At 71.9% G+C, this 20768-nt stretch carries 18 protein-coding genes and 1 tRNA gene; 9 read left to right on the plus strand and 10 right to left on the minus strand.

Annotated features, from left to right (window positions below):
* The first annotated feature begins 15 nt into the window (after positions 1 to 15).
* From MUN74_RS14420 to MUN74_RS14430, 3 genes are all read left to right on the plus strand, one after another.
* Positions 16 to 1008: a hypothetical protein gene (locus MUN74_RS14420; RefSeq protein ID WP_244853130.1), complete on the plus strand. Its 993-nt coding sequence runs from the start codon at positions 16 to 18 to the stop codon at positions 1006 to 1008.
* A gap of 55 nt (positions 1009 to 1063) precedes the next feature.
* A tRNA-Ala gene (locus tag MUN74_RS14425) sits at positions 1064 to 1136 on the plus strand.
* 78 nt (positions 1137 to 1214) lie between these two features.
* On the plus strand, positions 1215 to 2714 hold the full coding sequence (locus MUN74_RS14430; RefSeq protein ID WP_244853131.1) for an MFS transporter: 1500 nt from the start codon (positions 1215 to 1217) through the stop codon (positions 2712 to 2714).
* Between the two features lie 7 nt (positions 2715 to 2721).
* Here MUN74_RS14430 and MUN74_RS14435 read toward each other — a convergent pair whose 3' ends face one another.
* On the minus strand, positions 2722 to 3375 hold the full coding sequence (locus MUN74_RS14435; RefSeq protein ID WP_244853132.1) for an NADPH-dependent F420 reductase: 654 nt from the start codon (positions 3373 to 3375) through the stop codon (positions 2722 to 2724).
* Positions 3376 to 3590: 215 nt separating this feature from the next.
* On the opposite strand from MUN74_RS14435, the gene MUN74_RS14440 reads away from it, so the two are divergent.
* Positions 3591 to 4706 (plus strand): LLM class flavin-dependent oxidoreductase, encoded by a 1116-nt coding sequence (locus tag MUN74_RS14440; protein ID WP_244853133.1) that lies wholly within the window; start codon positions 3591 to 3593, stop codon positions 4704 to 4706.
* 35 nt (positions 4707 to 4741) lie between these two features.
* On the opposite strand, the gene MUN74_RS14445 is transcribed toward MUN74_RS14440, so the two are convergent.
* From MUN74_RS14445 to MUN74_RS14480, 8 genes are all read right to left on the minus strand, one after another.
* Positions 4742 to 5929 (minus strand): cation:proton antiporter, encoded by a 1188-nt coding sequence (locus tag MUN74_RS14445; protein ID WP_244853134.1) that lies wholly within the window; start codon positions 5927 to 5929, stop codon positions 4742 to 4744.
* Between the two features lie 13 nt (positions 5930 to 5942).
* A complete protein-coding gene (locus MUN74_RS14450; protein WP_244853135.1) occupies positions 5943 to 6437 on the minus strand; it encodes a cation:proton antiporter regulatory subunit in 495 nt (164 codons plus the stop codon).
* Positions 6438 to 6516: 79 nt separating this feature from the next.
* On the minus strand, positions 6517 to 7395 hold the full coding sequence (locus MUN74_RS14455; protein WP_244853136.1) for a metal-dependent hydrolase: 879 nt from the start codon (positions 7393 to 7395) through the stop codon (positions 6517 to 6519).
* A 10-nt stretch (positions 7396 to 7405) separates the two neighbouring features.
* Positions 7406 to 7579 carry a hypothetical protein gene (locus MUN74_RS14460; RefSeq protein ID WP_244853137.1) on the minus strand — a complete coding sequence of 58 codons (174 nt, stop codon included), beginning with the start codon at positions 7577 to 7579 and terminating at the stop codon, positions 7406 to 7408.
* A gap of 94 nt (positions 7580 to 7673) precedes the next feature.
* The gene (locus MUN74_RS14465; RefSeq protein ID WP_244853138.1) at positions 7674 to 8852 is read right to left on the minus strand and encodes an acyl-CoA dehydrogenase family protein; all 1179 of its coding nucleotides are present in this window, start codon (positions 8850 to 8852) and stop codon (positions 7674 to 7676) included.
* 9 nt (positions 8853 to 8861) lie between these two features.
* Positions 8862 to 9851 carry a DUF4349 domain-containing protein gene (locus MUN74_RS14470; RefSeq protein WP_244853139.1) on the minus strand — a complete coding sequence of 330 codons (990 nt, stop codon included), beginning with the start codon at positions 9849 to 9851 and terminating at the stop codon, positions 8862 to 8864.
* Positions 9852 to 9988: 137 nt separating this feature from the next.
* Positions 9989 to 10822, minus strand: coding sequence for an aldo/keto reductase (locus tag MUN74_RS14475; RefSeq protein WP_244853140.1), 834 nt, complete (start codon positions 10820 to 10822; stop codon positions 9989 to 9991).
* Positions 10823 to 10836: 14 nt separating this feature from the next.
* Complete coding sequence (locus MUN74_RS14480) at positions 10837 to 12045, minus strand: MFS transporter (RefSeq protein WP_244853141.1); 1209 nt, start codon at positions 12043 to 12045, stop codon at positions 10837 to 10839.
* Positions 12046 to 12294: 249 nt separating this feature from the next.
* Between MUN74_RS14480 and MUN74_RS14485 the strand changes: the two genes are divergently transcribed.
* From MUN74_RS14485 to MUN74_RS14495, 3 genes are read left to right on the plus strand one after another with little or no spacing between them, the layout of a single operon-like run.
* Entirely contained in the window at positions 12295 to 13197 is a 903-nt protein-coding gene (locus tag MUN74_RS14485; protein ID WP_244853142.1) for an ABC transporter substrate-binding protein, read from the plus strand.
* Positions 13198 to 13217: 20 nt separating this feature from the next.
* Positions 13218 to 14216, plus strand: coding sequence for an amino acid ABC transporter permease (locus MUN74_RS14490; protein ID WP_370647302.1), 999 nt, complete (start codon positions 13218 to 13220; stop codon positions 14214 to 14216).
* A gap of 59 nt (positions 14217 to 14275) precedes the next feature.
* Positions 14276 to 15031: an amino acid ABC transporter ATP-binding protein gene (locus MUN74_RS14495; protein WP_244856468.1), complete on the plus strand. Its 756-nt coding sequence runs from the start codon at positions 14276 to 14278 to the stop codon at positions 15029 to 15031.
* A 33-nt stretch (positions 15032 to 15064) separates the two neighbouring features.
* Here MUN74_RS14495 and hrpA read toward each other — a convergent pair whose 3' ends face one another.
* On the minus strand, positions 15065 to 19069 hold the full coding sequence (gene hrpA / locus MUN74_RS14500) for an ATP-dependent RNA helicase HrpA (RefSeq protein WP_244853143.1): 4005 nt from the start codon (positions 19067 to 19069) through the stop codon (positions 15065 to 15067).
* Positions 19070 to 19125: 56 nt separating this feature from the next.
* On the opposite strand from hrpA, the gene MUN74_RS14505 reads away from it, so the two are divergent.
* Both MUN74_RS14505 and MUN74_RS14510 read left to right on the plus strand, forming a co-directional pair.
* Complete coding sequence (locus MUN74_RS14505; RefSeq protein ID WP_244853144.1) at positions 19126 to 19902, plus strand: DUF1684 domain-containing protein; 777 nt, start codon at positions 19126 to 19128, stop codon at positions 19900 to 19902.
* Positions 19903 to 19925: 23 nt separating this feature from the next.
* Positions 19926 to 20753 (plus strand): aldo/keto reductase, encoded by an 828-nt coding sequence (locus MUN74_RS14510; RefSeq protein ID WP_244853145.1) that lies wholly within the window; start codon positions 19926 to 19928, stop codon positions 20751 to 20753.
* The last annotated feature ends 15 nt before the right edge of the window (positions 20754 to 20768 follow it).

A 20768-nucleotide genomic window follows, 5' to 3' on the forward strand; every position in this document is an offset into this window, starting at 1 on the left:
ACCTAGCGTTGTCGCATGGATGTGATCGGCGGGGGGATCCTGATCGCGGTGGCGGCCGCGCTGTGGGTCGCGTACCTGCTGCCGAACTGGCTGCGGCGGCGGCAGTACCTCGCCACCGAGCGCAACGCCGTGCGCCTCCAGCAGACCCTCCGGATCCTCGCCGAGACGGCCGAGACCCCCGAACCGGTGGTCGTCGAAGCCACCGCCCGCGAGGTCGCGACGCAGCAGCGCATCCTGCACGAGCAGGAGGCGACCGCCCGCCTCGCCGCCGAGGCGGCCGAGCAGACCGCGATCGCCGAGCGGCATGCCGCCGCCGAGGCCGCGGATGCTGCGCGCGCACGTGCTGCCGCGGTCGTCGCCGCGAGCGCTCCGGTCACCGAGCCCATCTCGGTCGTCGGCCCGGCGGCGGCTTCGCCCGCTGCCACGGATGCCGCGCGCCGAGCCCGCCGTGCCGTGCGGCGTCGCCGCGCCGCGTGCACGCTCATCGCGTTCGCTGCGCTCCTCACGATCGTCGGGGGCCTCATCGCCTCGGTGTTCGGGGCTTCACTGCTCATCGCCGGTGCGGGCGCAGTCGCGTTCGTCGGCGCCGTGATCGGGCTCATCGGCCTCGCGAAGGTGCGACCGACGCCGGTCGCCGTCGCCGCGCCCGTCGCTCCGGCTGCGCCGGCGTTCGAGCCCATCGAGTTCGCCGAGCCCGAGATCGAGGTCGAGGGGTGGACGCCGCAGCCGCTCCCGAAGCCGTTGCACCTGTCGCGCGGCACGATCGCCGCGACCGCCATGGCCTCGATCGAGGCTGCGGCCGAGCTCAAGCGGGCCGAGAGCGAGGCGCGGCTCGCCAGGCGCGCCGAGCAGATCGCTCCGGCGGTGCCGAAGCTCGCGCCCGCGGCATCCGCGCCCGAACCGGCCAGGGCCGCGAACCCGTACGCCAGCATGGGCATCGTCGAGGACGCGCGCCCCGGATTCGACGACCTCGACGCGGTGCTGCGCCGCCGCCGCGCCGCCGGCTGATCGGGGCGGGTGGTCAAGACCACCCCTCGAGGGGTGATAGGCTCGTTCACGGCTCGGGCCCATGGCGCAGTTGGTAGCGCGTCTCGTTCGCAATGAGAAGGTCGGGGGTTCGAATCCCCCTGGGTCCACCGAGAGAAGGCCCCCGCTTCGGCGGGGGCCTTCGGCGTTTCCGACGCGGCCGGGGCGCCGGGCATAGGCTGGAACGGATGTCTCAGCCGCCGGTGACCCGTTCCATCCCGCTCTCGGACGAGCACCGCTGGCGCGCGTACTGGGTCTGCGTCGCCGTCGCGGCGCTCACGATCCTCGACCTCTCGAAGGTCAACGTCGGCCTGCCGTCGATCGAGGACGCGTTCGGGGCGACGTCGACCGAGCTGCAGCTCATCGTCGCGGGCTACGTGCTGACGTTCGGCCTCACGCTCGTGCCGGCGGGGCGCATCGGCGACCAGCGTTCGCGCAAGACCCTGTTCGTCGTCGGCCTCAGCCTGTTCACCCTCACGAGCCTCGTCGCCGCCCTCGCACCGAACGCGACGGTGCTGCTCGTCGCCCGGCTCGTGCAGGGCGTGGCTGCGGGAATCCAGATGCCGCAGGTGCTCGGCATCATCCAGGAGCTGTTCCACGGCGCCGAGCGCGGCAAGGCCTTCGGCCTGTTCGGTGCGACGATCGGCCTCGCGACGGCGTTCGGTCCGACGCTCGGCGGGCTCATGATCGCGATCGGCGGGCCGACCGACGGGTGGCGCGGCATCTTCTGGATCAACGTGCCGCTCGCCCTCATCGCGATCGCGCTCGCGATCTGGCTGCTGCCCGTCACGCGGCATCCGTCTGACAAGCCGCTGTCGCTCGACCCCGTCGGACTCGTGCTGTTCGCCGTGACGGTCGTCGCGCTCATGTGGCCGTTCCTGCTGACGACGGGTTCGCCCGACGACGACCCGGCGCGCTGGTGGGTGCTCGTGCTCTTCGTGCTCGCGCTGACGGCGTTCATCGCGTGGGAGCGCCGCTACGCGGCATCCGGTCGCCACCCGCTCGTGCCGTTGAACCTGTTCGGGGTGAGTTCGTTCCGCAACGGCATCTCGCTCGCGAGCGTGTACTTCGCGGCGATGCCCTCGATGTTCCTGCTCACGACGCTGTACCTGCAGCACGGGCTCGGCCTCGAGGCCGTGTTCGCCGGCATGGTGGGCATCGGCTTCGCGCTGTTGAGCGCGCTCAGCTCGTGGATCGGCGGCAACCTCGTGAACCGCCTCGGCCGCCCGCTCGTCGTGTGGGGGCTCGTGCTGCTGCTCGTCGGCATCGGCCTGCTCGTGCTCGCCGCCCTCGCCACGCCGCCCGAGGTGACGCCGTGGGCGATGGCGGGAGCGATGGTGATCGGCGGCGCGGGCGGTGGACTGGTCGTCTCGCCCAACCAGACGCTCACGCTCATGGACATCCCGGTGAAGCAGGGCGGCCTCGCCGGATCGGTCGGCCAACTCGGGCAGCGCATCGGCACGGCGATCGGCACGGCGGTGACGCTGTCGCTGTTCTACTCCACGATCTTCCGCGAGTCGTCGGGCGAGCCCGACCTCGAGGTCTACCACGACGCGTACGGGCTCGGCATGCTCGCCGTCGCGGTGTTCGTCGCGATCGCGTTCGCCATCGGCGTCGCCGACCTGGGCGCGAGACGACGCGAGCGGCGCCCGCTCGGCGAGCCGCCTCCTGCGGCCGACGCGGGCTGAGCCGCGGTCAGGCGGCGAGGTGCGCCGCGGGCGTCAGCATCGCGGCCAACTCGGCGGCGCTCAGCTCGCGACCGAAGGCGGGATGCCCCGGCTCGAGCACGGCGCCGTGCACGAGCGCACCGCCGTCGACGGGGTCGAACCCGATCGCGTCGATGAGCGCGGCCACCTCGGCCCGGGCGCCTTCGTCGTCGCCGACGACGGCGAGCGCGCGGCGCAGCGGGTCGCCGGCGGGCAGGCTGTCGTCCTCCATCTCGTGGTAGCCGAGGTGGTTGAGCGACTTCACGACGCGTGCGCGGGGGTTGCGGGCGGCGTTCTGCTCGCTCGTCGTGCGGGGGTCGGCGTCGACGTCGGCGAGGTTGCCGTCGATGGGCGGCCAGTAGTTCATGGCGTCGACGACGATGCGGCCGTCGAACGCGGCCCACGGCACGGTGCCGGCCTTGCCGAACGGCACCGCGACGATGATGACGTCGGCGCGGGCGGGAAGCTCGTCGGAGGCCACGACGTGCGCGCCGGGCGCGACGACCCCGACGAGCAGTTCGAGCGCGGTCTGCCGGGGGGAACCGGCGATGAGCACCTCGTAACCGGCGTCGACGAGCAGTCGGGCGAGGGCGGTGCCCACCTTGCCCGCGCCGTAGATTCCGATCACCGGACGTTCCGTCACAGTCTCCATGCTCCCATTCCGCGCGACGCGCGGCTCGATCCATGCGTCGACATGGAATCCAACGCGCGTCGACGTCCGGCCATTCCCTGCTGGAGGGGTCGGGGTCGCGAGGAATAGTCTCGGCATGGAGCTGGTTCGCATGAATGCATGCGTACGCATGCGAAGACTTCCGCCGCGGTGTGCCAGGGCATCCGGCGACGACGAGAGAGGCCGGCATGACCGAGCGCTACGAATTCGGACTCGACACCTTCGGCGATGTCACCGCCGCGCCCGACGGTTCGACGCTGTCGCACGCGCAGGTGTTGCGCAACGTCGTCGAGGAGGCGGTCACCGCCGATCGGCTGGGGCTCGACTTCTTCGGCATCGGCGAGCACCACCGGCACGAGTTCGCCGTCTCGGCACCCGAGGTCGTGCTCGGCGCGATCGCGGGCCGCACGGAGCGCATCCACCTCGGCTCGGCGGTCACCGTGCTGAGCTCGGACGACCCCGTGCGAGTGTTCCAGCGCTTCGCGACGCTCGACGGGGTGTCGGGCGGGCGCGCCGAGGTCATCCTCGGGCGCGGGTCGTTCATCGAGTCGTTCCCGCTGTTCGGCTTCGACCTCGGCCAGTACCAGGAGCTCTTCGAGGAGAAGCTCGAGCTCTTCGCGGCGCTCCTCGAGCAGGAGCCCGTCACGTGGGAGGGGCGCCTGCGCCCGCCGCTCACCGACCAGCTCGTGTACCCGCCCGTCGAGCACGGCCACCTGAAGACCTGGGTCGGCGTCGGCGGCAGCCCCGAGTCGGTCGTGCGGGCGGCGCACTACGGCCTGCCCCTCGTGCTCGCGATCATCGGCGGCAGCCCCGCGCGCTTCGCGCCGCTCGCGGACCTCTACCGCAAGGCGCTCGCCCAGTTCGGCAAGCCCGCGCAGCCCGTCGCGATCCACTCGCCGGGCTTCATCGCCGACACCGATCGGGAGGCGCTCGACACGCTCTGGCCGCACTACCAGGTGATCATCGACCGCATCGGCCGCGAGCGCGGCTGGGGACCGGCGACGCGCGAGCACTTCGAGGCGGAGGCGTCGTCGCACGGTGCGCTCTACGCGGGCTCGCCCGAGACGGTCGCGCAGAAGATCGCCGCCGCGATGCGCTCGATCGGCGCGGTGCGCTTCGACCTCAAGTACTCGAACGGCACGCTGCCGCACGAGGTCATGATGGGCAGCATCGAGCGCTACGCGACCGAGGTCGTGCCGCGCGTGCGCGAGCTGCTCGCGGCGACGGACGCCGCCGACGCCGAGCTCGACGCGGCGGCGGCGCTCGGGCGGGCCGACCGTGCCGACGCCGCGGCGGCCGAGTAGCCGCCGGGGCGGATCGCCCGGCTGCGGCATCCCGCTCAGACGGCCTGCCGCGCCCGCTGCTGTCGCCGACGCACCGCCTGGCGGAACCACGTGGCGTCGGGCACGCGTGCGAGGAACGTGCCCGCGATGATCGTGATGAGCACGTAGTCGGTCGCGAGCGAGGCGAGCGCGGGCTCGACGCCCGACGTCACCGCGAGGCCCGCGATGACGATCGAGAACTCGCCGCGAGGGGCGAGCGCGAAGCCGGCGCGCCAGCGTCCGAGCGTGCCGACCCCCGCCCGCTTCGCGGCGTATGCACCGGTCACGAGCTTCGTCGCGATCGTGATCGCCGCGAGCAGCAGCGCCGGCAGGATCATGGACAGGAGCTGCGACGAGTCGGTCGTGAGCCCGAAGAACACGAAGAACGTCGCCGCGAACAGGTCGCGGAGCGGGGTGAGCACCTGGCTCGCGTTGACGGCGACCCGGCCCGACAACGCGATGCCGACGAGGAAGGCGCCGACGGCGGCCGATACCGACACCTCCTGGGCGAGCCCGGCGACGAGCATCGTGAGTCCGAGCACGCCGAGCAGCAGCGGCTCGGCGTGGTCGGCGGGGAACAGCCGTGAGACGAGGTGGCCGTGCCGCAGTGCGATGTAGAGGATCACGACGACCACCGCGACGGCGATCGCGACCGCGATCGCGCCCTGCACGAGGCTCACGCCGATGACGATCGCCGAGAGCACCGGCAGGTAGAACGCCATCGCCAGGTCTTCGATCACGAGCACGCCGAGGATCGCCGGCGTCTCGCGGTTGGAGAGGCGCCCGAGGTCGCGCAGCAGCTTCGCGACGACACCCGACGACGACACCCAGGTCACACCCGCGAGGGCGACCGCCGCGACCGGTCCCCAGCCGAGCAACAGCGCGAGCGCGGCACCGGGCAGGGCGTTCAGCAGCCCGTCGACCACGCCCGGCATGCGGGCGGACTTGAGGCTGTCGAACAGCTCGGTCGCGGTGTACTCGAGGCCGAGCAGCGCGAGCAGCAGGATGACGCCGATCTCGGAGCCGGTCTGCAGGAACTCGATGCTCGCGTCGAAGGGCACGATGCCGCCCGACCCGAACGCGAGGCCGAGCACGAGGTAGAACGGGATCGGCGACAGGCCGATGAGCAGGGCGAGCCGCCCGAGCAAGCTCATTCCGAGGAGCAGCGCACCGACTTCGATGAGGAGGAGCGTCGTCTCGTGCATGCGGGGCCCGGCGTCAGTCGGGTCCGTTGGCGAGCAGTCGAGAGACCCCGTCGAGCCCTTCGCGGGTGCCGACGGCGACGATGACGTCGCCGGCGCGCAGGGGCTCGGACGGCGTCGGGGAGGCGATGACCTGGCGGTCGCGCACGATCGCCACGATCGAGGCGTGCGTGCGCGTGCGGGCCTTGGTGTCGCCCAGGGTGCGGTTCAGGTAGGGGGAGTCGGTCGGCAGCGCGATCTGCTCGGTGTAGAGGCCGGCGGTCTCGTCGGAGAGGCTCGTGAGCCGGCTCAGCATGACCGAGGCGCTCAGCACGTCGGCGAGGGCGGCCGCCTCGTCGTCGCTCAGTGAGACGGGCGCGCGGCACTCGTCGGGGTCGTCGAGGTCGAACACGCCGAGGTCGCGCTCGCCGTCACGGTGCGAGACCACGCTGATGCGGCGCCCGGCTTCGGTCACGAGATCGTGACGCACGCCGATCCCGGGCAGATCGACCTTCTCGATGCGAATACCCACGCCCGCAATCGTAACCCCGTTTCGGGATGCCACGGCCGGGGCCGCGCGGGACGTCGCCGCGCCGGTGAGCCGGGTCGCGTCAGCTCGCGGCGTCGACCCGGGTGCGCATCTCGAGCACGGGCGTGCCCGCGTCGTCGACGAGCTCGAACTCCACCCGCACGGCGCCCAGCTCGGCGAGCGAGTCGGCGTGGGTGCCGCCGCACGCGATGCGCGCCGTGCCCCCGGGGAGCTCGGCGACCCAGCTGCGGCGGTCGGTGAGCCCGTCGCCCTCGCGCTCGACGCGCACGGCCGAGCCTGCGGCGATCCACTCGCCGACGGTGCCGCTCACGGTGTCGGCGAGGGCGTCGAGCCCGTCGGCGAGGTCGGCGGCGTCGAAGCCGGCACGGCGCAGCGACTTGTTGAGCCGGTAGCGGTCGACCGAGCCGAACGGCTCGATGCGGCTCGACGCGATCGCGATGCCGTCGAAGTCGGGGCGCCCGAGCGCGTCGGTGCGGGCGGGCTTCGACCAGCGCCCTTCGACGGCGCGGTTCAGGGCGAGGGATGCCGCGTGGCAGGCCGTGTGACCCAGTGAGAGGGCTCGTCGGGTCGCGGCATCCGCCTCGATCTCGACCTGGTCGCCCTCGGCGACCGCCGTGCCCGCATCGACGAGGTGCGCGACGACGAAGACCCACCCCTCGGTGCCCTTGCGCACCGGGATGTCGCCGCCGAGGTGCAGGTCGGTGCCGTCGGTCGCGGCGACGACCGCGTCGCGGATCGGCACCTCGCCGGTGCTCGTGCGCAGCGTGCCGGCGTCGGCCGGCTGGTCGGGCCAGGCGGCGTCGACCGGGTGGAACGGCGTCGTGTCGGTGATCACCGCGATGAGACCGTCACCGGCGGGAGCCGTGTGCAGCACGGTCGCGCGGGCGACGAGCTCGCCGGCGGGATAGGTGACGGTGGTGTCGTGGGCGGGCAGCGTCATCGCGGCGACGTCAGTCGTCGGCGCGGCCGAGGATGTGGAACGGGATCGCGAGCGCCGCGGCGACGGCGAGGATGCCCGAGAAGAAGACGAGGGCCTGGAACTCGGCGAGCTCGGGCGCGACGCCCATGATCCACATGCCGAAGACGAAGAGTCCCAGCGAGATGACGGTGGCGACGACGTTCACAAGGTCCTCCAGAGTGCGGGGGCGACGTTCGCCGCCTCGGCCAGTCTATCCATCGGGGCGCCGCCGGACCGTGCCGATGCGCGGCCGTGCCGGATCAGTCGGGGACGGGCCCGAGCCACGCGTTCGCGACCGTCGAGTGGGCCGACTCGTCGTCGGAGGGGTGGAAGATGCCCGCGAGCACGTCGCGGTAGAGCCGGCCGAGCTCGGAGCCCGCGAAGTAGGTCGAGCCGCCCGAGACGCGTACGGCCTGGTCGACGACGTGCTTCGCGGTCTCGGTCGCGCGCACCTTCACGCCGACGAGCTTCGCGAACCAGGCGGAGCCGTGATCGACGAGGTCGTCGAGGTCGCGGGCGACCGACTCGAGCTGCGGCGGGATCGCGTCGTACGCGATGGCCGCGTCGGCGACGCGCCAGCGGATGTCGGGGTCGTGCGCGAGCGGCCGCCCGTCGTTCTTCATGGACGTGCGGCGGTTCGCGGCCGCGACGGCGAGGTCGAGCGCTCGCCGGCCGATGCCCGTGTAGACGGCCGCGAGCAGCAGTTCGAAGTTCGCGAAGATGCCGAAGACGAGCGCGTCGGCGTTGGGGCCCGGGTCGAGCCGGCGCACGATGCGGTCGGGCGCCGCGTACGCGCCGTCGAGCACGGTCGTGCGGCTCTGGCTCGCGCGCATGCCCATCGTGTTCCAGTCGTCGAGGATGCGCACGTCGGGGTCCTCGCGGTCGATGAAGCCGTACACGAGCTTCGGCGCGTCGGCCGAAGTCGAGTCGAGTCCCATGGTGCCGAGCCGCGTCCACGCCGGCGAGAGCGATGTGAAGATCTTGCGTCCCGCGTAGCGGTAGCCGCCGTCGGCCTGCGGCTCCGCGGACGTGCGCGAGCCGAAGAGCATGAGGTCGTTGCCGGCCTCGGAGATTCCGAAGCCGAACACCTCGCCCGCCCCCGCCTCGCGCAGCACGAAGTCGAGCGAGTCGTCGCCGCGGTCGCGCAGCACCTTCGCGACGCCCGTCCACACGAGGTGCATGTTGACGGCGAGGGCGGTCGCGGGCGCCGCGCCCGCGAGCCGCATCTGGGCGTGCACTGCGTCGACGAGAGCCCAGCCGAGGCCCCCGTGCTCCGCGGGCACGAGCGCCCTCAGGTAGCCGGCCGCGCGCAGTTCGTCGAGGTCCGCGTCGAAGAACGCGTTGTCGCGGTCGTACTCGGCGGCGCGGGCGCGGAAGCGCTCGAGGAGGTCGTCGTCGAGGAGGGATTCGGGCGTCGTGGTCTCGGTCGTCGCGCTCACGTCGCCAGACTACGCCCGCGGGCCGGGCCCGGTGGGGCCCGTCTCCGTCGGCGCCGTCGCCGGGGCGGATGCCGCGTCATCCGGCTCCGCCGCGGCGGCCGTTGTCGGGGCCGGTGCCGTGACGGTCGTCGTCGACCGACGCCGCCCTCTGGTCGCAAGCACGACGACGAGTGCCACGATCGCGGCCACGACCACGAGCAGGGCGAACCACGGCAGCAGCACCCCGAACACGACGGCCAGGGACGAGAGGAACCCGGTGAGCGCCGTCCAGCCGGCGACGACGCCGCTCCAGAAGTCGTTCGGCCGCGGGTCGGGCGCGTCGGCGACCGTCGTGAGGTCGAGCGTGAGCGTCGAGTAGTCGACCTGGTCGACGAGCGCGTCGCGCTGCTGCGTGAGGCTGTCGAGCTCGGCCTGGCGCGTGGTCAGCTCCGACTCGATGGCGACGAGGTCGGCGACGGTCTCCGCCTTCGCGAGCAGCTGCTCGAGCCGCTTCACCGAGGTCGCGAGCGCCTCCACCCGGGCGTCGAGGTCCTTGCGCTGCAACGTGACGTCGGAGGCATCCATCTGCACCGAGTCGACGTGGCCGAGGTCGCGCAGCTCGTCGACGACGCCGTCGAGCTCATCGGCCGGTACCCGGAGCACCAGCTGCGCGCTCGCCGTCGAGGAGTCGGTGCCGGGCCGCTCGGTGCGGCTGTCGATGCGACCGCCTGCCCGGTCGGCGATGCCCGCCGCCTCCTCGGCCGCGTCGATCGGGTCGTCGACGGTGATCGAGATCCACCCGGTCGTGATGACGCTCCGGTCTGCGGCATCCGGGTCGCCGGCGGACTCGTCGGCCGCCTGCCCGCCGTCGGAGCCGCTCTCGTCGCCGCCCTGCTGCGGAGCCTGGATTCCGGGTTCGGAGACACCGGTGGAACTCCCGCCGACTCCGCCTGCGGAGCAGCCGGCGAGCAGGAGGGCGATCATGGCGGCGGACGCCGCTGCGGGTGCGAGTCGTCTCATGCGGTCAGGCTAGGGCCGTCCGATGGGGCGATGTCTGGGCGTCGGCTGGGAGACCGGTCACGATCGGATCGCGCTGTGACCAGAACGTGACCGACCCGTGACCGGGCTGTGATGGAGCGCTCCCCGGTCGGTCGTGTTCAGTCGTCGTCGGGGTCGCGCCCGGTGCGTTCACCGGTGGCGAGGGCGGCGATCGCGGCGAGGTCGGCGGGGCCGAGGTCGAAGTCGAAGACGTCGAGGTTCTCGCGGATGCGCTCGGGTGACGAGGCCTTCGGGATGACGATGTTGCCGAGCTGCACGTGCCAGCGCAGCACGATCTGCGCCGGGCTGCGGCCGTGCGCCGCCGCGAGCCCTGCGAGCACGGGATCGTCGAGCAGGCGGCCCCGGGCGAGCGGCGACCAGGCCTCGGTGCGGATGCCTCGGGCTTCGTGGAACGCGCGGAGCTCGGTCTGCGGCAGCCGGGGATGCAGCTCGACCTGGTTGACGACCGGCATGACACCGGTCTCGCCGATGATGCGCTCGAGGTGGTGCGCGTGGAAGTTCGAGACGCCGATCGAGCGGACCCGGCCCTCGTCGCGCAGCCGGACGAGCGCACGCCACGTCTCGACGTACCGGTCGGTCGACGGCACGGGCCAGTGGATGAGGTACAGGTCGAGCCGCTCGAGCGCGAGCCGGCGCATCGTCGCGTCGAACGCGTGCAGCGTCTCGTCGTAGCCGTTGTCGTCCTTCCAGACCTTGCTCGTCACGAACAGCTCGTCGCGCGGTACCTCCGCCGCACGCACCGCCTCGCCGGTGCCGCGCTCGTTGGCGTAGAACGCCGCGGTGTCGAGGTGCCGGTAGCCCGCGGCGATCGCCTCGCCGGCCAGGCGCGCCGCGTCGTCGGCCGGCACCTTGTAGAGGCCGTAGCCGAGCTGCGGGACCGCGTGGCCGTCGGCGAGCGGCACGAGCGGTGCGCGGGGGATGGGATGCAGCATCCGGGGCCCTTCTCTCAGCTGGGTTGGAGCGGCACCGGCTCGGTGTCGGGGATCGGGCTCGCATCGCGGCCGCGCAGGTCGGGATGCCACGGCCGGCCGAGCACCGCCGCGAGCACGCCGACCGCCGCGAGTGCCGTCGCCGCCCAGAAGGCGCCCTGCGCGCCGTACCCGTCGATGAGGAAGCCGGCGAGCGCCGAGCCGAGGGCCGCGCCGATGAGCTGGCCCGTGCCGACCCAGCCGTACGCCTCGGCGGTGTCGGAGAACTTCACGCTCGCCGACACGATCGAGAAGAGCACCGCGAGGGCGGGGGCGATGCCGATTCCGGCGATGAACAGGGTGATCGAGAGCCACCAGAAGTCCATCACGAAGGCGGCGAGCGCCGTGCCGGCGAAGACGATGAGCATGCGCCGCGCCGTCGACCACGGTCCGATCGGCACGTGGCCGAGGAAGAGGCCGCCCGCGAGCGAGCCGACCGAGAAGATCGCGAGCACGATGCCCGCCTCGCTGCCGTCGTGGCCGAACACGGCGACGACGCCGGCCTCGATCGCCGCGCAGGCGCCGATGAGCAGGAAGCCGACGATCGTCGCGAGCAGCACCGCCGGGCGCCCGAGCACGGTGCCGAACCGCTGCTTCGAACGCGGGATGCGCACGCGGCCGAGCTCGGGGGAGGAGATGAACCACGCACCGCCGACGACCATGAGCAGGGCGGCGAGCAGGATGCCCCACACGGTGCCGACCTGCGTCGAGACGAACGTCGTCACGACGGGACCGACGACCCAGATGATCTCCTGCGCCGACGCGTCGAGCGAGTAGAGGGGCGTGATCTGGCGGGAGTTCACCATCTTGGGGTAGATGGTGCGCACGGCCGGCTGGATCGGCGGGGTCGACAGGCCCGCCACGAGGCCGATGACCATGTACAGGGGCACGGTGAGCGGCAGCACGCCGATCGCGACGATCGCGGTCACGCAGATCACGAGCGTCGTGATGAGCACCGGCCGCATGCCGAAGCGGCCCATGAGCCGGCTCGTGAACGGGCCGGCGACGGCCTGGCCGATCGAGGTCGCGGCCAGCACGAGGCCCGCGGCGCCGTACGACCCCGTCTGCTGCTCGACGTGCAGCAGGAACGCGAGCGACAGCATCCCCGACGGGAAGCGCGCGGTCAGCTGGGCGGCGATGATGCGCGCGACGCCGCGCGTCTTCAGCAGTTCCGAGTAGCTCCCCACAGTGCGCCAAGCCTATCGAGCGGTGCGCCGGACGCGTCGGACGGGCGAGAGCTGCGGCATCCGGTGCTGAAAAGACGGAATCTTGCGTCTCAGGGGGCCGCGGCGGTCACTTCGAATCGCTGCCGAATCGTGATCTGCAGAGATGGTTGCGTCGAGGTCGGGTGGGACTAGGCTCGATCTACGGCGACGGAGCCTCACTTTGCGCTCAGTCGTTTGTCCCCATCATCGCGTGACGACAGAGGTACCAACATGAACATCCGCCGACTGCTCCTGCCGGCCGCCATCGCCTCCGCCGCGGCCCTGCTCTTCACTGGCTGCGTCAACAACTCCGAGAGCGAGGGCGGCGGTGCCGAGAGCACCGCGCCCAAGACCTCCGTCGAGGCCGACGACGCCGCGGTCGCCCTGCTGCCCTCCGAGGTCAAGGACTCGGGTGTGCTGCGCATCGGCACCGACGCGGAGTACCCGCCCAACGAGTACAAGAACGATGCGGGCGAGCCGACCGGCTGGGGCGTCACCCTCGCCGAGGCGGTCTCGGCCAAGCTGGGCCTCGAGCCCGAGTGGCAGATCCTGAGCTTCGACAGCATCATCCCCCGCATCCAGGAGGGCGCGCTCGACATGGGCTCGTCGTCGTTCACCGACACGGTCGAGCGCCAGGCGTCGGTCGACTTCGTCGACTTCCTGAACGCGGGCAGCCTGTGGGCCGCCCCGGCGGGCAGCGACATCACCCCGGACAACGCGTGCGGCAAGACCGTCGCCGTGCAGTCGGGCACCATCCAGCACACCGACGAGCTGCCGGCGCGCAGCAAGAAGTGCACCGACGAGGGCAAGCCCGCCATCGAGATCCTGCCCTTCGACGGCCAGCCCGAGGTCACGAACGCCGTCGTCAACGGCAAGGCCGACGCGTTCTCGGCCGACCTGCCCGTCACGGGTGACGCGGTCGCGAACCTCGACGGCCAGCTCGAGACCGTCGGCGAGATGTTCGACGCCGCGCCCTACGGCTTCGCCACGCAGAAGGGCAGCGACATGACCAAGGCCGTGCAGGCCGCGGTGCAGTCGCTTATCGACGACGGCACGTACCTCGAGATCCTGAAGGCCGCCGGCATCGAGTCGGGTGCGGTCGACGAGGCGACCATCAACGGCGCCACCAACTGATCCGGTAAGACACCGCAGTCATGTCCGACATGCAGTCCCGGCCGGCGGGGACAGAGACCCCGCCGGCCGGCACCGGAACCGACACGCCCCCCGAGGCGATCAAGGCCATCAAGCTCCGCCACCCGTGGCGGATGGTCCTCGCGGTCGTCCTCATCGTGCTCGCCGTCCTCTTCGTGGTCGACGCGGCCGTCAACCGCCCGGTCTACAACTGGAACGAGGTCGGCAAGTACCTGCTCGACACGCGCGTCGTCGAGGCCGCCGGGTACACCCTCCAGCTCACCGTGTACTCGATGGTCATCGCGATCATCCTGGGCATCGTGCTCGCCGTCATGCGCCTCTCGCCGAACCCCGTCGTGAAGTCGGTGGCGTGGGTGTACCTCTGGCTGTTCCGCGGCACCCCGGTGTACGTGCAGCTCGTGTTCTGGGGCCTCATCGGCGTCATCTACAAGTCGATCGACATCGGCATCCCCGGCAACGAGCCGTGGATCTCGATCGTCACGAGCGATCTCCTGAGCTACTTCGCGCTCGCGATCATCGGCCTCGCGCTCAACGAGGCCGCCTACATGGCGGAGATCGTGCGCGCCGGCCTGCTCGCGGTCGACCGCGGCCAGGAGGAGGCGGCCACGGCGCTCGGCCTCGGCTGGTGGCACACCATGAGCCGCGTCATCCTGCCGCAGGCCATGCGCGTGATCATCCCGCCGACCGGCAACGAGGTCATCTCGATGCTGAAGACGACCTCGCTCGTCATCGCGGTGCCGTTCACGCTCGAGCTGTTCACGAGGACGACCGACATCGCGGCCAAGACGTACCAGCCGGTGCCGATGCTCATCGTCGCGTCGATCTGGTACCTCGCGATCACGTCGATCCTCATGGTGGGCCAGTACTACCTCGAGAAGCACTACGCGAAGGGCATCGACCAGCGGCCCGCACCGCAGAAGCCCACCGTCGAGACGAAGGCCGTCGCCGCCGTCGAGGCCGAGATGCCGCCGAGCGACCACCACTCCGGAGGAGGAGCATGAACGCCGCGCAGACCCCCACGGTGGCGGCGCAGACCCCCGTGGTGACGACGCAGACCCCCATGGTGAAGGCCGAGGCGGTGTCGAAGTCGTACGGTTCGAACCTCGTGCTGCGTTCGATCTCGCTCGAGGTCAAACGGGGCGAGGTGCTCTGCCTCGTCGGTCCGTCGGGTTCGGGCAAGTCGACGTTCCTGCGCTGCATCAACCACCTCGAGACGGTGAGCGCCGGCCGGCTGTCGGTCGACGGCGAGCTCGTGGGCTACCGCCAGCACGGCGACAAGATCTACGAGCTGCACCCGAAGGACGCCGCGAAGCAGCGCCGTGACATCGGCATGGTGTTCCAGCGCTTCAACCTCTTCCCGCACATGACCGCCGTCGAGAACGTGATGCTCGCGCCGACGCTGCTGAAGAAGGGCATGTCGAAGGCGAAGCTGAAGGCGCGCGCGCTCGAACTCCTCGCCCGCGTCGGCCTCGCCGAGCGCAGCGACTACTACCCGGCGCAGCTCTCGGGCGGCCAGCAGCAGCGCGTCGCGATCGCCCGGGCGCTCGCGATGGAGCCGAAGCTCATGCTGTTCGACGAGCCGACCTCGGCGCTCGACCCCGAGCTCGTCGGCGAGGTGCTCGAGGTCATGAAGGAGCTCGCGAAGAGCGGCATGACCATGATCGTCGTGACGCACGAGATGGGCTTCGCCCGCGAGGTCGCCGACACGCTCGTCTTCATGGACGGCGGCGTCGTCGTCGAGTCGGGCGACCCGCGCGAGGTGCTCTCGAACCCGCAGCACCAGCGCACCCGAGCCTTCCTGTCGAAGGTGCTCTAGGCCGCGCAGGCCGCTCAGAAGGCGCTCGTCGGCTCAGCCGGCGAGCGCCTTCTGCACGCGCTGCACCGACACGGTCTCGGCCGTGCGCAGCTCCTGGGCGAAGAGCCCCACGCGCAGCTCCTCGAGCATCCAGCGCACGCGCACGAGCGACGGGTCGGCGTCGGGGGCGATCGGCAGCGTGCCGCCGGCCTTCTCGTAGGCCTGCCGCGCCACGTCGAACTCGTTCATGAGCTGCCGGTCGCGGCCGGGGTTGTCGACGAGTTTGCGCACGCGGACGGCGATCGCCTCGAGGTAGCGCGGCAGGTGCCGCAACCGCTCGAGTCCCGTCGCCGAGACGAAGCCGTTCGGCACGAGCGCCGCGAGCTGCTCGCGCAGGTCGGCGAGGGCGGCCATGAGCTGGATGCTCGAGGCCTTCGAGATCGCGCGGTCGGCGTCTCGGGCCGCCTTCAGGATGCGGGCCGTGAGCGACACGGTCTCGAACATCCGGTCGACGACCGACGCGGCGGCGGCGTCGCGCACGGCCTCGAACTCGGCCCGTGTGCGCAGGATGCCGTCGGGGTGGCGCGCACGCAACTCGGCGTCGACGCACGCGGCGAGGCAGTCGTCGAGGAGCGCCCGAGTCGACGGGTAGGCGCTCGAGGCGAGGGCGAGCTTCTCGTCGTTCGAGAGGTGCTCCTGCACGTAGGCGACGGGCGTCGGCGTCGCGAGCACGACGAGTCGGCGGATGCCGCGGCGGAGCGCCCGGTCGCGCTCGTCGGCCGTCGCCACCAGTCGCAGCGCGACGGCATCGCGCTCGTCGACGAGCGTCGGGTAGGCCCGGATGACGTTGCCCGCCTGGCTCGTGTCGAGGTGCTCGGGCAGCTCGTCCCACTCCCATGTCGTGATGCCGCCGCGCTCGGCGAGTTCGGGGGGCGGGGGAGCGACGCTCGCTCGGGGTGCTGCGCCCGAGCTCGCGCGGGCCGGCTTCCGGTCGGTGCCGCCGACCGCCTTGCCGCCGACCGCCTTGCCGCCGACGGTGCTGCCGCCGACCGCACGGGCGACCGCGTCGCGGGTGCGATCGGCGAGTCGGGCCTGCAGCTCGGCGAGGTCCTTCGAGGTGCCCAGCGCGCGCCCGCGCTCGTCGACGGCCCGGAAGGTGACACGAAGGTGCGGCGGTACGCGCTCGAGGTCGAAGTCGGACGGGTCGACGGGGGTGAAGGTGAGCTTGCGGATCGCCCGCCCGACCTCGGCGGTGAGCGGCTCGCGCGGCTCGCCCTTCTCGGGGCCGGCGGGGAGCTCGTCGGCGATCTTCGCCGCCCACTCTGCGGCGGGAACGACCTGGCGCCGGAGCACCTTCGGCAGGGCGCGCAGGAGCGCCGTGATGAGCTCGTCGCGGAGGCCGGGCACCTGCCAGTCGAATCCGGCCGGCTCGAGACGCGGCAGGAGCACGAGCGGCACGACCACCGTCACTCCGTCGTCGTCGGCGCCGGGCTCGAAGCGGTACGACAGCGAGAGCGTCTGGTCGCCCTGCTTCCACCGATCGGGGAAGCCGTCGCCCCGGCCGTCGTCGGCCTCCTCGCCGACGAGGTCCTCCCGCCGCATCCTGAGCAGGTCGGGGCTCGTGCGCTGCGCACCGCGCCACCAGCGCTCGAACGAGCGCACGTCGGAGACGTCGTGCGGCACACGTGCCTCGTAGAAGGCGACGACCGCCTCGTCGCCCGCGAGCAGGTCGCGCCGACGGGTCCGCTCCTCGACCTCGCCGAGCTCGCGGCGCAGCATCCGGTTCTGCTTCACGAAGGCGAAGAGGCGCCGGTCGAGGCGTGAGGTGTCCCAGTCCTCCTCGACGAGCGCGTGGCGGATGAACAGCTCGCGCGCGAGCTCGGCGTCGACCCGGGCGAGCTGGATGCGACGCTTCGCGACGATCGGCACGCCGAACAGCAGCACCTTCTCGTCGGCGACCGCCGAGCCCTGACGCCGCTCCCAGCGCGGTTCGGAGTAGCTGCGCTTCGCGAGCGGGCCCGCGAGCTGCTCGGCCCACGCCGGGTCGATCGCGGCGTTCGTGCGGGCGAAGAGCCGGCTCGTCTCCACGAGCTCGGCGCTCATGAGCGCCTGCGGTGGCTTCTTCGCGAGTGCGGAGCCCGGGAAGATCACGAAGCGCGTGCTGCGGGCGCCGACGAACTCGGCGTCGCGCCGGCGACCCCGCCGCTCGGCGTCGCGCGCGGAGCCTGCTCCGCCGCGACCCGAGCCCGTCTGCGCGTCGTCGCGGAGGCCGATCTGCGAGAGCAGGCCCGCGAGCAGCGCCCGGTGGATGCCGTCGCCGTTGGGTTCGCCGGCGCGCTCGTTCACGTGGAGGCCCAGCGGCTTCGCGAGCCGCACCAGCTGGCGGTAGAGGTCCTGCCACTCGCGCACGCGCAGGTAGTTGAGGAACTCCGACTTGCACATGCGGCGGAACGCGCTGCCGGAGAGCTCGCGCTGCTTCGCCTCGAGGTGGTTCCAGAGGTTCAGGATCGTGAGGAAGTCGCTCGTGGGATCGACGAATCGGGCGTGGAACCCGTTCGCCTCTTCGCGACGTTCGAGCGGGCGCTCGCGCGGATCCTGGATCGTGAGGCCCGCGACGATCGCGAGGACCTCTCGCGAGACGCCCTGCGCCTTCGACTCGAGCACCATGCGCGCGAACCGGGGCTCGATCGGCAGGCGCGAGAGCTGCCGGCCGATGCGGGTCAGCTGCGGCCCGTCGCCCGGGGCGCCGTCGTCGAGGGCACCGAGTTCGCGCAGCAGCTCGAGGCCGTCACGGATGCCGCGGGCGTCGGGCGGCGTGAGGAACGGGAACTCCTCGATCTGCCCGAGCCCGAGCGACGCCATCTGCAGGATGACCGCCGCGAGGTTGGTGCGCAGGATCTCGGGGTCGGTGTACTCGGGCCGGCGCTCGAAGTCGTCCTCCGAGTACAGCCGGATCGCGATGCCGTCGCTCGTGCGGCCGGATCGGCCCGAACGCTGGTTCGCCGAGGCCTGCGAGATGGGCTCGATCGGCAGTCGCTGCACCTTCGAGCGCACCGAGTACCGGCTGATGCGCGCGGTGCCGGCGTCGATGACGTACCGGATGCCGGGCACGGTGAGGCTCGTCTCGGCGACGTTCGTCGCGAGTACGACGCGCCGGCGGAGCCCTGCGACCTTCGAGGGCTCGAAGACGCGGTGCTGGTCGGCCGACGAGAGCCGCCCGTAGAGCGGCAGCACCTCGGTCTCGCCGCCGCGGCCGCCCGCGTAGCGCGCACGCACCGCCTGCTCGGCGTCGCGGATCTCGCCCTCGCCCGACAGGAACACGAGCACGTCGCCGCGCGACTCGCGATCGAGCTCGTCGAGCGCGTCGATGATGCCGCGCTGCACGTCCTTGTCGTCGGCGGCGGCGCCCTCGTCGTCCTCCTCGTCGCCGGCACCGGCCTCGGCGACGAGCGGCCGGTAGCGCACCTCGACGGGGTAGGTGCGCCCGGAGACCTCGACGACGGGGGCGGGTTCGCCCGCAGCATCCGAGAAGTGGCGCGCGAAGCTCTCGGGGTCGATCGTCGCGCTCGTGACGATGACCTTGAGGTCGGGGCGGCGCGGCAGCAGGCGCTTCAGGTACCCGAGCAGGAAGTCGATGTTGAGGCTGCGTTCGTGGGCCTCGTCGATGATGATCGTGTCGTAGCGGCGCAGTTCGCGGTCGCGGTGGATCTCGTTCAGCAGGATGCCGTCCGTCATCACCTTGATGCGCGTGGAGTCGCTCACCCGGTCGGTGAAGCGCACCTGGTAGCCGACGAGCCCGCCGAGCTCGACGCCGAGCTCCTCCGAGATGCGCTCGGCGATCGTCCGGGCGGCGATGCGTCGCGGCTGCGTGTGCGCGATCGACGTGCGGCCGAGCTCGAGGCAGATCTTCGGCAGCTGCGTGGTCTTGCCCGAGCCGGTCGCGCCGGCCACGATCACGACCTGGTGCGACTCGAGCGCGCGCGCGATCTCGTCGCGCTGGGCGGAGACCGGCAGCTCGGCGGGATAGGTGATCACGGGGATCGACGCTGGCGAGGACATAGCCCTCCATCGTATGACGTGTCGGGCGGGCATCGCCGGATCGGTAGCGTTGACGCATGACGACCGATCGTTCCGAGTCCGACTGGCAGGCCTGGCGAACCGCCCGCGAACAGCGGGCGACGGCTCCGCACGGGCTCGCGGCCCTGCGGTACACCCATTGGCTGTTCGCCGCAGAGCCCGAGACGGTCGAGGGCGCTCCCGGCCGCTGGTCGGCCGACGGCGGCGTGGTGGTCGGCGTCGGGCTCGAGGATGCCGCGGGGCCCGTGCGGCTCGCACCGGGCGACCAGCTCGTGGTCGGCGCGACCCTGCTTCGCGCGTTCGAGCGCGACGGTGCGCTCGCGTTGCGCGTGCTCGACCCCGAAGCCCCGACGCGCACGTCGCTCGCGGGCATCGACGCGTACCCGTTCGCGCCCGAGTGGGTCGTGCGAGCCCGGTTCGAGGCTGCCGACGGCGGTTCGATCGACGTGACGAGCGTCGACGGCCACGCATCGACGGAGGCGGCGGGCGGCGTCGCACGGTTCGACGTCGACGGCACGCCGGTCGAGCTGACCCTCACCCGCGATGCGGGCGGACTCGGCGCGGTGTTCGCCGATGCGACGAGCGGGAGCGAGTCGTATCGGTTCCGGTTCCTGGCGGTCGGCGAACCCGACGCCGACGGCACCCTCACGCTCGACTTCAACCGCGCGTACCTGCCGCCGTGCGCGTTCAGCGACCAGTACGTGTGCCCGTTGCCCTCGGCGGGCAACCGCTGGCCGGTCGCGGTGCGTGCGGGGGAGCGGCTGCCGGTGCCCGTCGAGGCTTCGCGGACAGCGAACCGCCCTGCCGTCGCGTGAGCGACCGTGATGGGATGGCGGACATGACGGTTCCCCGCATCCAGCTCAACGACGGCCACTCCATTCCCCAGCTCGGCTTCGGCGTCTTCAAGGTCGATCCGAAGGAGACCGAGCGCATCGTGACCGATGCGCTCGAGGTCGGCTACCGGCACCTCGACACCGCTCGCATCTACGGCAACGAGGCGGGCGTCGGCCGCGCGATCGCGGCGTCGGGCATCGCCCGCGAAGAGCTGTTCGTGACGACGAAGCTCTGGAACGACGACCAGGGCACCCAGTCGGTGCACGACGCCTTCGACGCGAGCCTCGAGCGCCTCGGTCTCGACTACGTCGACCTCTATCTCATCCACTGGCCGAGCCCCGCCCGCGATCGCTACGTCGACACGTGGCGCGAGTTCGAGAAGATCCGCGCGACCGGACGGGTCCGTTCGATCGGCGTCTCGAACTTCCTCGTGCCGCACCTCGAGCGGCTGCTCGACGAGACCGACGTCGTACCGGCGGTCGACCAGATCGAGCTGCATCCCGCCCACCAGCAGCCCGCGACGGCTGCCTTCGCCGAGGAGCACGGCATCGCGATCGAGGCGTGGGGTCCGCTCGGCCAGGGCAAGTACCCGCTCTTCGAGCTGCCCGAGATCGCGGGTCCTGCGGCCGTGCACGGCAAGTCGCCCGCGCAGGTCGTGATCCGCTGGCACCTGCAGCGGGGCCACATCGTGTTCCCGAAGTCGACGCATCGGGCGCGAATGGCCGAGAACTTCGATGTGTTCGACTTCGCGCTCGACGAAGCCGAGATGCAGGCGATCACGGCGCTCGAACGTGAGGGCCGGGTGAGCGCGCATCCCGACGAGGTGAACTGAGCGCGGGCTAGGCTG

This window comes from Agromyces sp. H17E-10 (assembly GCF_022919715.1).
Classification (GTDB): Bacteria; Actinomycetota; Actinomycetes; order Actinomycetales; family Microbacteriaceae; genus Agromyces.